The organism is Gemmata obscuriglobus, from assembly GCF_008065095.1.
Taxonomy (GTDB): domain Bacteria; phylum Planctomycetota; class Planctomycetia; order Gemmatales; family Gemmataceae; genus Gemmata; species Gemmata obscuriglobus.
The window spans coordinates 1,895,124-1,908,522 of sequence record NZ_CP042911.1 but is presented as its reverse complement, the minus strand read 5'-3'; the positions used below and the strand labels follow the sequence as shown (position 1 = coordinate 1,908,522).

At 66.9% G+C, this 13,399-nt stretch carries 13 protein-coding genes; 12 read left to right on the top strand and 1 reads right to left on the bottom strand.

What is annotated here, in order from left to right; all coding sequences use genetic code 11:
- Positions 1-9 precede the first annotated feature (9 nt).
- The 11 genes from GobsT_RS07965 to GobsT_RS07915 all read left to right on the top strand — a co-directional run bounded on the left by GobsT_RS07965 (position 10) and on the right by GobsT_RS07915 (position 8,210).
- Positions 10-609: a DUF2760 domain-containing protein gene (locus GobsT_RS07965; RefSeq protein WP_010034666.1), complete on the top strand. Its 600-nt coding sequence runs from the start codon at positions 10-12 to the stop codon at positions 607-609.
- Positions 610-659: 50 nt separating this feature from the next.
- The gene (locus GobsT_RS07960) at positions 660-923 is read left to right on the top strand and encodes a hypothetical protein (RefSeq protein ID WP_010034668.1); all 264 of its coding nucleotides are present in this window, start codon (positions 660-662) and stop codon (positions 921-923) included.
- 2 nt (positions 924-925) lie between these two features.
- Positions 926-1,336, top strand: coding sequence for a retropepsin-like aspartic protease (locus tag GobsT_RS07955; RefSeq protein ID WP_010034671.1), 411 nt, complete (start codon positions 926-928; stop codon positions 1,334-1,336).
- A 145-nt stretch (positions 1,337-1,481) separates the two neighbouring features.
- Positions 1,482-2,831, top strand: a complete 1,350-nt coding sequence (locus tag GobsT_RS07950; protein WP_033197801.1) for a DUF1501 domain-containing protein — start codon at positions 1,482-1,484, stop codon at positions 2,829-2,831.
- Positions 2,828-3,157 (top strand): DUF7716 domain-containing protein, encoded by a 330-nt coding sequence (locus GobsT_RS07945; RefSeq protein ID WP_010034676.1) that lies wholly within the window; start codon positions 2,828-2,830, stop codon positions 3,155-3,157. Before GobsT_RS07950 ends, GobsT_RS07945 begins: the two co-directional genes overlap by 4 nt.
- Positions 3,158-3,731: 574 nt before the next feature.
- On the top strand, positions 3,732-4,637 hold the full coding sequence (locus tag GobsT_RS07940; protein ID WP_010034678.1) for a hypothetical protein: 906 nt from the start codon (positions 3,732-3,734) through the stop codon (positions 4,635-4,637).
- Positions 4,638-4,665: 28 nt separating this feature from the next.
- Positions 4,666-5,820 (top strand): zinc ribbon domain-containing protein, encoded by a 1,155-nt coding sequence (locus GobsT_RS07935; RefSeq protein WP_010034684.1) that lies wholly within the window; start codon positions 4,666-4,668, stop codon positions 5,818-5,820.
- A 68-nt stretch (positions 5,821-5,888) separates the two neighbouring features.
- A complete protein-coding gene (locus GobsT_RS07930) occupies positions 5,889-7,052 on the top strand; it encodes a hypothetical protein (protein ID WP_010034686.1) in 1,164 nt (387 codons plus the stop codon).
- A gap of 47 nt (positions 7,053-7,099) precedes the next feature.
- Complete coding sequence (locus tag GobsT_RS07925) at positions 7,100-7,330, top strand: hypothetical protein (RefSeq protein ID WP_010034689.1); 231 nt, start codon at positions 7,100-7,102, stop codon at positions 7,328-7,330.
- Positions 7,330-7,587: a hypothetical protein gene (locus tag GobsT_RS07920; protein WP_010034691.1), complete on the top strand. Its 258-nt coding sequence runs from the start codon at positions 7,330-7,332 to the stop codon at positions 7,585-7,587. The genes GobsT_RS07925 and GobsT_RS07920 overlap by 1 nt, the downstream gene beginning before the upstream one ends.
- Positions 7,588-7,757: 170 nt before the next feature.
- Complete coding sequence (locus GobsT_RS07915) at positions 7,758-8,210, top strand: DUF2262 domain-containing protein (RefSeq protein ID WP_010034693.1); 453 nt, start codon at positions 7,758-7,760, stop codon at positions 8,208-8,210.
- A gap of 31 nt (positions 8,211-8,241) precedes the next feature.
- Here GobsT_RS07915 and GobsT_RS07910 read toward each other — a convergent pair whose 3' ends face one another.
- Entirely contained in the window at positions 8,242-11,685 is a 3,444-nt protein-coding gene (locus GobsT_RS07910) for a PVC-type heme-binding CxxCH protein (RefSeq protein ID WP_010034694.1), read from the bottom strand.
- Positions 11,686-11,981: 296 nt separating this feature from the next.
- On the opposite strand from GobsT_RS07910, the gene lptB reads away from it, so the two are divergent.
- On the top strand, positions 11,982-13,307 hold the full coding sequence (gene lptB, locus GobsT_RS38680; protein WP_197905105.1) for an LPS export ABC transporter ATP-binding protein: 1,326 nt from the start codon (positions 11,982-11,984) through the stop codon (positions 13,305-13,307).
- Positions 13,308-13,399 lie beyond the last annotated feature (92 nt).

Genomic DNA, 13,399 nt, shown 5'->3' with positions numbered 1-13,399 from the left:
AGTGGTCACATGGACAACATGCTCTTGATCGGGTTCATGCTGGGTGCGCCGATCGGGTTCTTCGTCGCCTCGTGGTTCGGGTACCAGCGGGCCGGCGGCTTCGAGGCGCTCGCGACCGCGCTGGGGGTCGCGAACCGGGCGAAGAACGACCCGGCGTTCGCGGCCAAGCTCCACGCCGTGCGGACGGGAACGGAGCTGAAGCCCGCGGGGCCGCCCAAGCCCACGAAGCCGAGCGGGGCGCCGCTCCGCCTGCTCGCGCTGCTTCAGGCGGAGTCCCGGCTGGTGGACTTCTTGCTCGAGAACATCCAGGGCGCGACCGACGAGCAGATCGGGCAGGCCGTCCGCGAGGTCCACAAGAAGGCACAGGCCGCGCTGAAGCAGCACCTCGTTCTGGAGCCGATCCTGCCGGGCAACGAGGACGACCGGGTGACCGTTCCGAAGGGGTTCGACCCGTCGGCGATCCGGGTGGTGGGCAACGTGACAGGCGAGCCGCCCTTTAACGGCACGATCCAGCACCCGGGCTGGAAGGTGAAGGAGATGAAGCTCGCCACCCCGGCCGAGGGCGCCGACGAGTTCGTCATTCAGCCGGCCGAGGTGCAGATCGCGTAGCGGCTTGGCACCGCCGTTCGTGTGTGGGATACTGAGGCGGAGGTGAACCCATGTACGGACCTTACCTGACGATGACCGAGATCAAGGCGAAGTACCCGGACGAGTGGGTGTTCCTCGCCAACCCAACGTCCACGCGCCACGAAGTGACCGGAGGGTACATCATCCTGCATAGCCCGGATCGGGCCGAGTACATGCGGCTCGTAGGCGAGTGCGACGATCCGGCGGTCAAACATTTGGCTTCGTGGTGGACCGGCGAAATCCGGGGCGTGGAAATCTTCCCACCGGATGCCGAGCCTGAGTCCGGGGCCGCCTGACGATGAGCCATCCGTTTTCGCCCGACGCTCACCGGCTCAGCCTTCTGGCAACGGTCACCGGTCCGCACCGGACGCAACAGTTTCGCTTAACACTCGATACCGGGTCCGCACTGACCGTACTGTCGCGCATGTTCTTACTGCAACTCGGGTGCGACTTCTCGTGTCCGGTCGGACACGCCCGGTTGCCCACCGCGACCGGAACCGCTCGCGTCCCACTGGTTCGCGTGTCCGCAATCAGCGCACTGGGCCGGTTGCGCACCGATTTCCCCGTCGCGGCACTCGACTTCCCGGTGGGGGTCGAAACGGACGGGCTTCTCGGGTTGGACTTCTTTCGCGGGTTCGTTCTCACGCTCGATTTCGTTCGCAGCCGGATGAACTTGTCGCGGCGCCGCTGGTGGCGCTTCTGGTCGTAACGTCGCTCCTCTCGTCACCCGCTCGGAGTGTGGCACTTCGGAACCGCTTGACAGCGCGGGGCGGGAATACGCGCTTGTGTTTCGCCGTGTGGTGCTGCACAATCGGGGCCTCCCGCCGATGGTTCCCTCCCACCGCAGGCTCCCCATGCCACCCTTCTGCACCGGGCCGCGCGTCTCGCGCCGCCAGATGATCCAGGCCGGCGCCGCCTCGTACCTCGGGTTGAACCTCCCGCAACTGCTCCGCGCCAACGAAGCGCGAAAGGGGCACGACGCCCGCGCCGACGCGTGCATCGTCATCTTCCTGAACGGCGGGCCGAGCCACCTCGACATGTGGGACCCGAAGCCAGACGCGCCGGCGGAAGTGCGCGGCGAGTTCAAACCCATTCCGACCAGCGTGCCCGGGGTGCTGTTCGGCGAGCACCTGCCGAAGTTCGCCCGGCAGATGCGCCGCTGCACCGTCATCCGGTCCGCGCACCACAGCGTGAACAACGCGCACGCCGCCGCTGTGTACTGCGCGCTCACCGGGCACGACCGCGGCGAGATCGGCGGCGGCGCTCGGCCCGACGATTACCCGTGCGTCGGGTCCGTGGTCGGCGTCCGGCGCCCGCCGGCGCACGCGGTCCCGCCGCACGTGCTGCTACCGTTCATCACGAAGGAAGGCGCCGGCGGCCCGCCGCAGCCGGGGTTCTTCGGCGGGTGGCTCGGTAAGACGCACGACCCGCTCGTCATCCTGCGCGACCCGAACGCCGCCGACTTCGCCCTTCCGGAACTCACGCTCGGGCCGGACATCAACCCATCCCGGTTCGACGCCCGGCGCGACCTGGAGGTCCGGCTCGCGGCGGCCCGCAAGGGGGGCACGGCCGACGACCTCGACGGCATCCGCGCGAAGGCGTACGACCTGCTCACCGCGCCGGCGATGCGCGAGGCCGTGAGACTGGACCGCGAGCCGGCGAAGTTGCGCGATTCCTACGGGCGCAACATTTACGGCCAGAGCGTCCTCCTGGCGCGGCGGCTGATCGAGGCCGGGACCCGGGTGGCGTGCGTGTCGTGGGCGCCGGACGCGAACGCCACCTGGGACACGCACGGCAACAACTTCGTGAAACTCAAGAGCGAACTGCTGCCCCAACTGGACGCCGCGTTCTCCACGCTCCTCGACGACCTCGACGCCCGCGGGATGTTGGAACGCACGCTGGTGGTGGTCGTGGGCGACTTCGGGCGGACGCCGAAGATCAACACCAACGGCGCCGGCCGCGATCACTGGAACTTCTGTTACTCACTGGTGCTGGCCGGCGGCGGGGTCAAGGGCGGCTACGTCCACGGCGCCAGCGACAAGATCGGCGCGAAGCCGAGCCGCAACCCGGTGACGCCGGCGGACGTGATCGCCACCGTGTACGAGTGCCTCGGGGTGCCGCCCGACCTGGAGCTTCAGGACCGGCTCGGTCGGCCCTACGTGCTGTGCCCGTGGGGCCGGCCGATTCCCGAAGTGCTCGCGTGAGCGAACGCAACGTGCTAACGCTCGGAGACGTGCTGACGAGCCCCACACGTCCGGGCCGCGACGTTCACCTCTTTTTGCCGGCCGATCGGCCCTGGGCGCTCTCGGCCCCGGCGCTGGTCGTCGACCTCGACGACGGCGATGAGGAACCGGAGAACGTCGAGCGCCGAACCGGCTTCCGGTACGTATTGCCGCTCTCAACTGTTGGTCAGATCACGGCGAACGCGCGGCGTCAGTTGCGCACGCCGACGGCCGGCGAGTTGCTCCGCGCATTCCTCTTCTACTACAACTGCGACGCGTTCATCGACGTGACGAGAGGGGCCGGTTGATCGCTCTGCCCGCTCTGCAGGGCCATTGAAAGTTTCGCGATGGCGGGGATAGGAGTTCGATGGCTTCGTGGACCGGTGCGGCTAACCGTCGCATCACTTGAGCGCAATTGTCGGCGGTCACGCGGACCAGCATGTGGACGACCACGTTCCGAAGCGCGGCAAACACCGATGACGCGACGGACGTTCTGCAACTGGCGCATGGAACCGCCGGCGCCAGTCGCGGGGCCGTGAGCGACCGGGCAGGCCGGGCGTTTCTTGGCGCGTCCTGACCCCAGTTTCCCGGCTTCTGCATGTTTCCGGCATTGCCCTTCCTGTGGTCCGGGCGGTAGAAAGCAAAGCACTACCGTCCCTCCCGCGGAGGACGCCCGTGCCGGTTGTCGCCTGTCCCAAATGCCCCGCGCAGCTCAAAACCCCCGACGGGGTCAGCGGCAACGTCAAATGTCCCAAGTGCGGCAACATCTTCCCAGTTAGTGCATCCCGGCCGACCGGGAACGAGGTCACGGGAACTGCTCCCGTCCCCCAATCGCCGTCTCCCCGTGTCGCACCCTCGTCCGGGTACGATGACTTCGAGGTCGTGGACGAAAAGCCCCGGAGGTCGCGCGACTGGAACGACGGCCCCCGGAGACGGAAGAGGGAGCGTGACGACGAAGACGATGAGTACGAGGACAACCGGCGCCGGAAGAAAACGAGACGCCGCGACGACGACGACTGGCCGCGCCCGAAACGCCGGCCGGCGGGGTTCGGCCCTGCCCGCACCGGCGCGCTGCTGCTCGGCACCGGCGCCTGGATCTACATGAGCACGTTCGGCCTGTTGGCGCTGCTGGCCCTGCTCGGCTGGGCGGGCGGCGAGCAACCGGGCGCCCTCCTGGCCCTTGCGGGACTGGCCGGGTGCACCAACTGGGTGATGTCACTGATCGGGCTGGGGTTCTGCATCGCCGGTCCGGAACGCGCCCGCGGCACGGCCATCGCCGCGACCGTCTTGTCCGTCGTTCACCTGGGGCTGCTGTTCGTGGGCCTCGCGCTCCGGGGCGACGCGCTCGACCGGTTCGGTGGCGGGGAACCGCTGTGGGCCACGATGGCGACCGCCATCCCGTCACTGAACGGCGTGCTGTCGCTGCTCCTTTACGCCCCGCAGGCGTTCGGCAGCGGGGTTCTGGTTAAGTTCCTCGCCGGCGGGTGTGAGGTGGCCCGACTGATTCTGATCGTCCTCACCCTGAAGGGGCTCGCGCAGGCCGCCCGCAGCAGCGCCGCAACCGCCCGCGCCGGTCCCGCGGTGACGGCCGTGGCCGGCGTGTGCGGCGGGGTCACGGCGGTCACGCTGTTCGTCACCATACTGGTCGCCGAGTGGGGGTTCGTGCGGGCCGGCCTCCACCTCGCGTCGGCCGTTTCCCTGCTGTCGCAGTTCGCCTACGCGTTCATGATGATGGCGCCCGCGCTGCTGGCGAAGGACACCGCGAGCGCGCTCGCGGCGCGGGCCTGAACCGTCTCTGCCCCTTCGAGATCGATCGATGCTGCTGACCTGCCCGAACTGCCGCAGCGGACTCGAGGTGCCCGACGGCACCACCGCGCTGATCCGCTGCCCCGCGTGTACGACCGTGTTCGCGCCCGCAGATAGCGTCTCGTCCGAAGCGGAGTACGAAGACGCTCCGCGCCCCCGCCGGCGCCCGCGCGACGAAGATGAAGACGATGAGGACGACGACCGCCCCCGGAAGCGGGCGACCGGCCGGCGCGCGCGGCGTGACGACTACGGCGACGATGAGGACGACGAGAACCGCGACTTCGACCCGCCCGACGAGGACGACGAGCGCCCCCGGAAGCGCCGGCGGCCGGCGGCGGACGACGGGCTGACGCCCGACGAGCGGGCCTCGCGCCGCGCCGCGTTCGACCGGGCCTCGTGGGGCTGCAAGCTGATCCAGGTGTCGTTCGGCCTGTTCATGATGTCGATGCTGTTCGCCACCGGGTTCTTTTTCCAGGGCGCGTTCACCGAGCCGAGCGGCGCGATTGTGGTCGTCGCCGGCTTGCTCGGCATGTTTAACTGGGCGCTCGGGGCGCTGGGCGTGGCGCTGTGCCTGACCGGGCCGCGGGCGAGCGGGCACCTGGGGTACGGGGTCGCGGCCGCCATCGCCACCGCCGTTCACCTGTTCCTGCTGTTGATCCTCGTCGTGCAGGGGACGGAATCGAGCGCGCTGCGGGTCGAGGGCGCGAACGTGCGCTGGGACCTGCTGCCCACGCAACTGAACGCCACCATGTTCTACCTCACCGCCGTCGTGTACCCCGACGCGCAGGGGATCGCCCCGAAAGGGCGCATGCTGCTGTCGATGATCACCGGCATCACGGAGATGATCCGGATGGTGCTCATCATGATGTTCCTGTCGCGCCTCGCGCGGGCGGCTTTGGACGACGAACTGGCGCACCGCTGCACCCGGGCGGCGGGGCGCGTGTCCGGCGGCCCCGCCCTGCTCGCGGTCCTCATCTTCGTGTTCGTGGCCTTCATGATCGAGACGAACGCGGGGGTGAACATGTTCACCCGCGTGCTGTTCTCAACGGTACACATGGGGGCCTACGCGATCCTCAACGGGATCATCCTTCCGTCGTACATGGCCGCGCGTGATGTCGCCGACGCGTGCGAAGAGCCGTTCCAGTCGTTGATCCCGCAAATGTAGCCGGCGCGTGCTTTCCGCCCGTTCGGCGGCTACAATCCGTGCGCCCACCACCGCACGGAACCGACCCCATGACCGCCCCCCGCGTGCCCCTCACGGCGCTGCTGTTGTTCGCCGCTCTCGCGCCCGCGCGAGGTGCCGAACCGAACGCGGAACTCCGGCCAGCGAAGGACGGCGTTCCGGCGGCAGTGGTTGTTACCGGCATTGAGAAACCGCACCTGACCGCGCTCGCCGCCGCGAAGCTGACGGCGGACGAGTGGCCCCGGGTGGCGCGGCTCGTGGTGGACGAGGGCACGCCCGAAGAGGTCACGAAGAAGCAAGGGGTCGCGGGTGCGTGGGCCGTGACTGATGACGGGCTGCGCTTCGAGCCGCTGTTCCCGCTGGTGCCCGGAACGAAATACCGGTTGTTCGTCACCCCTGGAGCGGCACCGCGGGTGAAAATCGCCGCGGCGCCGTTCGCGCTGGCAGTGTTGCTCCCGAAGCCGCCGCCGGGGCCGCGGGTGGGCGTGGCCGGTGTGTTCCCGTCGGCGAACCGCCTGCCCGAAAACACGCTCCGGTTCTACGTTCAGTTCTCCGGGCCGGTGTCACGCGCCGCTACCTACAGCCACATCAAACTGACCCGCGACGACGGCCGACAGGTGCTGACGCCGTTTCTCGAAATCGACGAGCAGTTGTGGTCGCCGGACGGCACGCGGTTGACGCTCCTCTTCGACCCGGGGCGGGTCAAACGCGGCTTGAAGCCGCGCGAAGAGGACGGCCCCATCCTCGAAGAGGGGCGGCGCTACACGTTCGAGATCGACGCGGCGTGGGAGGACCTGGACGGCCGCCCGCTCACGGCGAAGTTCACGAAGGCGTTCAGCGTGTCCGCCCCGGACGACGAACCGGTGTGGCCCGAGGACTGGGCGCTGATGCCCCCGCGGGCCGGTTCCGACGCGCCGCTCATCATCCGGCTGGCGAAGCCGCTGGACCGCGCGCTGCTGGCCCGCCTGCTGTCGGTGCGCGACGCGAGCGGCAAAACGGTGGAGGGCACCGTCACGGTTGGGGGCGGGGAGCGGGTGGTCACATTTGCCCCAGCGCGTGCGTGGGGCAAGGGAGATTACAAGCTGGTCGTGGACGCCCGGTTGGAAGACGTGTGCGGGAACCGGGTGGGCGAGCCGTTCGAGTTGGACGTGCTGAAGCCGATCCCAGAGCGCGCGGTGGCGAAGGTGGCCGAACGCCCCTTCGCGGTGAAGTAGACAGGCGCCCGTGACTGTGCGAAAATGAAGTACCGGAGGGTAAACGCATGACCGTAATTCGATTGGACGCTGCGACGCTGGCGCAGTTCGAGGCCGCAACGGGTGAGGTGATCCTGGCCGACGAGAACGGTAAACCGGTGCGCCAAGTGGTACTTCCGCCCATCCCGACTGGCGAACCGGATCTGACCGAGGCCGAGTGGGTCGAGATCGAGAACGATCCAGTTTCTTATTCACTCGCCGAGGCGTGGGAGAAGATTCGCCGCGGGGAGAAAATCTGATGTTTCAGGTGACGTGGAGCCGGCGGGCGATTAACCAACTGGCCGTCATCTGGATGAACGCAACCGACCAGAACTCTGTGTCCGCCGCCTCGCACGCGATCGGCGCAGCACTTGCCAGTGACCCAGAAAATGAAGGCGAGTCTCGGCCGAACAGCCGCCGCGTGATGTACGCCTCCCCGCTTGGGGTGCGGTATCGCGTGTACCCAGGCGAGACGCGCGTTCGGGTATTGGTGTGCTGGCAGATTCGTCAAGTCTAAGTGAGCCGATCACGGTGTACCCGCGGCCTTCTGGAACTAACGGTGGCGGTAGTTGTTGCCGCCCGGCAAGCCGTTAGTATTTGGACGTGCTCATGCTCCGATCCCGGAACGTGCGGTGATGAAGGTCGCCGAACGTCCTTTCGCGGTGAAGTGAGACAGAGGCCGGAATCATGAACGCGGAGCAACCCGCCGAACTTGTTATCGCGCATGCGGCCCTTGGCGAATTGCGCTGGACGAAGCAGTCCGGCGAATGGGTTGGTCGCGTCTCGAGTTTATCCGGCGAGTGGTCTGTTGTTATCGTTGACGAGCATGGCTCAGCCGAAACGTTGAACACGTCGGTGATGTTGTACCAGCGGGCCATTCGCGCTGAGCGAAAGATCCTTCGCACGGCTTTGCGAGCAGAAGTTTCGGACCTCTACAACGAGTCGTGGGCGGGCGGGAGTGGCGAACTGGGTGAGGGAGAACTCCTGAGCCGGTTGCGTCTTGAATTGGTCAACGTGGATGTCAGCGGTTACAGCGCAATCGAGTTTCATTACGACGGAACGGAACTCTTTGGCGGGCACGTTCTGGTCATCGAACTTGACGAAAAGCTGAAATACCAGGACTGCGACCTGCGCGGCTGACCGCTCGCGCGGGTCGCGGTCTCACAAACCTTTACTTCTTCTCGGCCGGTTCGGGGTAGCGGAGCTTGCGGTCCGGGTCGAGGAACCGGGCGTACACGACGTTCACCCCCGCCCCCTTCACGACCACCGTCAGCGTGTGCGTGCCCGCCGGGAGCGTCACTTCAACACCGTCACGGTCGGGACGAACGTCCTTGCCCGCGCCTTTACCCGTTCCGATCGCCTTCCCGTCCAGGCGCAGTTCGTAGTCTCCGGTCGAGCCGATGAGGAGCTTCGTCTTCAGTTCCACAGGTGCGGTGAACTCGGCTTCCAGCACCGCGGGGGCGCCTTTCGTGTCCGGGAGCACCAGCCGCCCTGGAACGCCCACCTTCAGTTTCGTTCCGTTGACCGTGGCAGCGGTCACGAACGGGTTCGCCATCACGTAGCAGACGAGATCGCGGAAGTCCTGCGGCGTCATGTTGTAGCCCAGCCCCTCGGGCATCAGCGACTTCTCGGCGACGCGCACCGGTTCCGCGAGGTCTTCCTTCTTGATCTTCTTCACGACGGCGTTTTCGAGCTTCAGCGTGATGGTTTTGTCGTCCTCTTCCGCGAGCAGCCCCGAGAACACGGTGTCGTCGAGCAGCCGGGCGGTGCGCAGGAAGTACGGCGCCCCGATGACGCGGTTCGGGTCGAGCACGTTGGCGAGCAGGTACTCGATGTCGCGGCCGGCGCCGTCGAGGGGCGGCCCGACTTCGGCGCCCTTGCCGTCGAACTTGTGGCACTTTCCGCAGTTCGCCTCGAACACTTTCTGGCCGCGCTCGAACGACGCCGGCGTCTCGTACAGCGAGTCGCGGGTCTTGTCGATCAGCTTGGCGAGTTCCGCGGGCGTGGCGCGGGTCCGGCCCCACGCCTTTTCGATCAGCGCGTTCAACTCCTTATCGTTGAACGCCTGAATGCGGAGGACGGTGTTGTCCGTCACCTCGGCCCGGTCGAGCTTCTTGTCCGCCAGCGCGGTGAGCAGCGCTCGTGCCCACTCCTTGCGGGTGCTGAGGGTGTTGACCGCGTCGGGGCGCACGCTCTTCGGCACATCCTTCCAGTTGCCGAGGAGGGCGTTCGGCACGGTCGGACCGTCGAACGCAGCGAGCGCCCGCACGGCCTCCGCGCGCAGGGCATCGGGGGTGTCCGGCGCCTTGCTCGCGAGTGCGACTAGCAGGGGCAGCGCCTCGGATGGCTTGAGCAATGCGAGCTGCCGCACGGCCTCGCCGCGCGCCTCGATCGGGAGCTTCGGGTTGGCCGCAACGTCGAGCGCCCGCTTCACCGCAACCGGGTCGCGGAAGCTGACCGCGAGTTTGTTCGCGAGTGCGACGAGTTTCGGGTTGTTCTCCTTCGCGATTTCGGCCTGGAGTGCGGCCCACGCGACCGGCGCGGTCACCGCTTGCTTGTCGAGCGCCAGGGCGAGGCCGTCGAGCGCCTTCTCGCGGGTGGCGGCGTCCTTCACTTTCGCAACGAACTCGACGCACTGTTTCAGGTCTTCGGGCTTCCCAGTGGCGACCAGCCGGCGCATCACCTTGGGAACGATGGAGTCGCGCACGAAGATGTTGTCGGGCGCCTGCTCGGCGAGCCACGCGAGTTCGCTCTCCGTCGGCGAGCGGGGGGCGTCAGCCCGGGTTTCCGCGGGCGCCTTGCGCTCCTGCGTCAGCACCTTTTCGTAGGCGAGCCAGACCAAGTGCGGGATGATCGGATCTTTCGCATCCTCTTTGTGTGCCAGGAGGGCGCGGAGCAGCGGCGCCACGTCGTGATTGTCGCCGAGGCGAACGGCGGCCGAGGCGAGTTCGCGGCGGGCGCGGGGAGGCACTTGATTGCCCAGGTCGGTCAAGAAGCTGATAGCATCTCCGGACAGGCCCGCATCGGCCAAACCCCGGACCATGAAACCAAGTGCAGCCGCGTCAACCGTTTTCCCGTCGGCTTTCAGCACATTAAGGAGCCGCTTGGCGTTCTTCAGTGTTGCTTCGGCACTCTCCCGATCCATGATGTTGGTGATGTACGTGTAGATCAGCAACGAACGGCCCCCATGCCCGCTGCTCTCCGCCATTGCTTTGAGGCACTGTGCCCTCTCCGACGTGTCATTGAGCCGTTCACCTAACAGCCTTAGTGCCGTTCGCCAGTGGTACGGGCCATTATCGTCTAACAGCTTTGCGAGTTCGGCAGTTGATTTCTTCCCCAAGTCCTCCGCTTTCTTCGTCTTGGTGCCCTTGAGCTGGATGCGGTACACGCGGCCGCGCTCGTAGTCCCACTGGTCCGGCGCGGTCTGGTGGCACGGGTTCTGGTCGTGCCAGTCGATCAGGTAGATGTCGCCCGCCGGCCCCCACTTCAGGTTGATGGGCCGAACGTTTTTGTCGCCGCTCTGGAGGAAGTCGTCGCCGCGGGCCGCTGTGTACGAACTGCCGTTCGGCTTCAGAACGTTTTGCTTGATGCTACACCCGTGGATGCTGCCGAAGATCACGCTGTTCTGGAACCGCTTCGGCATGTGCGGCGCGTCGAGCGAGATGAGACCGGCGTGCGCCCACCCGCTCTCCTTGTGGAACGTGTGGTCGCAGATCTCGTTGATGAAGCCGTAGGCGTGCGGGTTGTAGCTCGCGCCGGCCTGGCGCTTGTAGATACCGCCCGGGACGATGTGGTACAGGTGCGGGATCACGCAGCACGCGAGGATGAACTGTCCGTCGGAGTTGCGCCAGTCCATGCCCCACGGGTTGCTGGTGCCCTCGGCGAACACCTCGAACTTCTTCTGCTTCGGGTGGTACCGCCACACGGCGGCGTTCATGCGGGTCTCGGGGCCGTCCGCGGACTGCACGTTGCTCTGGGTGAACACGCCGTGCAGGCCGTACAGCCAGCCGTCCGGCCCCCACTGAAAGGTGTTGAGCGTCTCGTGCGTGTCCTGGCTGCCGAAGCCCTTCAGCAGCACTTCGAACTTGCCGGGTTTGTCGTTCTTGTTCTCGATGAAGTAGAGGTACGGCGCCGCGCCGACGAACACCCCGCCGTGCCCGACCTCGATTCCGGTACACAGGTCGAACGCACCCAATCCCGCCTTCGCGCGCTCCTCGGGCACCGGGAAGTCCTTCCCCTCGGCAAACACGGTGCGTTTGTCGCACACGCCGTCGCCGTCGGTGTCTTCGAGGATCACGATGCGGTCGCGGGGAGCCTTGCCCTTCGGGGTCCGGTTGGGATACTCGAAGCACTCAACGACCCAGACGCGGCCTTTCTCATCAATGGTGAACGCGACCGGGTTGACCACCTGCGGTTCGCCGGCGAACAGCTTCACCTCGAACTCGTCGGCGACCTTGAACTTCGCGACGGTTTCGTCGGGCTTGAGGTACGGTTGCCCGGACCCCTTGCGGTTGTCGAACCCGAACTCCTTTTGCGCGAGTAGGCGGCCCGGGGGCGCGAGCCCCCCAAGCGAAACGAGTAGCGCAAGGGCGAACGCGAGGGAGAATCGCGGCATAATGTGCGTCCTTCACGGCGGGAAATAGCGTGAAGGAGATGGTACCGCGGGACGGTTTCAAGTTCCAAGGCCCAAGTTGCGGTGCGGATCGGGGCACGCGGCCGTTACTCGTTTCATGCGGTATGGACCGAAGCAGTGAGGAATAGCGACTCGGGTTCACTTGGGACTTCAGCAGAGCCCCCCGCGTGAAACACGGAACGGCCCTGCGGCGGCGCGTCTTGTTTTTCACTCCCGCTTGCGTGGTTCACCTCCTTCGGGTAATCACCGCGTTCGAACTCTGTCGGGGGACCGCGCGCATGCCGCTGCTCGAAGTGGAAGGGCTGGTCAAGTATTACGGCAACCGAGCCGTAGTGAACGGCGTGTCGTTCGACGTGAACCCGGGCGAAATCGTCGGGCTGCTGGGGCCGAACGGCGCCGGCAAGACCACCAGTTTCCGCATGGCGACGGGGCAGGTCCAGCCGAACGAAGGCAAGGTGATCTTCAACGGCGAGGACGTGACCACGCTGCCGATGTACCAGCGCGCCCGGCGCGGGATGGGCTACCTGTCCCAAGAGCCCAGCGTGTTCCGCAAGTTGAGCGTGGAAGGGAACTTGCTCGCGATCCTTGAGGCGCTCCCCCGGAGCCGCAAGCTCGGCCGCCGGCTGACGCGATCCGAGCGGTGGCAGCGCACCAACGAGGCGCTGACCCGGTTCAAGCTCGATACGGTGCGCAAGAGCACCGCGGGGCGCTGCTCGGGCGGCGAAAAGCGGCGGCTCGAAATCGCCCGGTGCCTCGTGTGCGAGCCGCTCCTGATCCTGCTCGACGAGCCGTTCGCCGCGGTCGACCCGATCACCACCGAGGACATCCGGGCCAACATCCGCGAACTGGCCGACGCCGGAATCGGCATCCTGATCACCGACCACAACGTCCGCGAGGTGTTCCGCACGGCCGACCGCGTGTACCTCATCACCGCCGGTAAGGTGGTGACCCGCGGCACGCCGCTGGAACTCGTCAACGATAAGGTTGCGGTCGATTCGTACCTGGGCCGCACGTTCGAGGAGGACCAGTTCACCCGGCACTTCGACGCACAGCGTGCGGCGAAGAACGGGGATTCGGGTGTCGCGACGCCGGTCTTCAAACCGTCGGTTTCGGCGGTTCCGTTATCGGTGTCAAAGCCCCCGGCTGCGCTCCCACGCACGCAACAGGCGGAGAGCGTCGCAACAGCTCCTCCGTCTCCGACGCTGGTGTCCACTGTGACGCCCCCGCCGGCGTTCCCGGCCGCACCGGCGGCCCCGCCGTCGCCGTTCGGGACCGCCACGCCGCCGCCCGCCACCGTTCACAAGGTGGGCTCTCTGGCCGCGACGTTGGAACTGGAGAAGCTCCGCCGCGCAGTGGAAGGGTTGGCCGACGACCGCACACTGAAGGCGTCGATGGTGGAACTGGTCGCCCGGGGGCAGATCGCGATCCCGCTGCTGCTCGAAGCGCTGGAACGCCGCGATGCGATGCTGCGGACGCGGGCGTTCGAGGTGCTGAAGTACCTCGCGAAGGAGCAGTTGCCGCTCGAATTCGACCCCGACGCGCCGACGGACGTGCGGATGCGCCAGGCCGCCTACCTGCGGCTCAAGCTGGAGCGCCGGAAGTAGGTGTTTGGTGTTCCGACTTGCTTCACACAACTGAGCTGCAAGCACCAAACACCAAAGCCCAACAGAAAAAACGCCGCCCCGGGTGGCGAGAC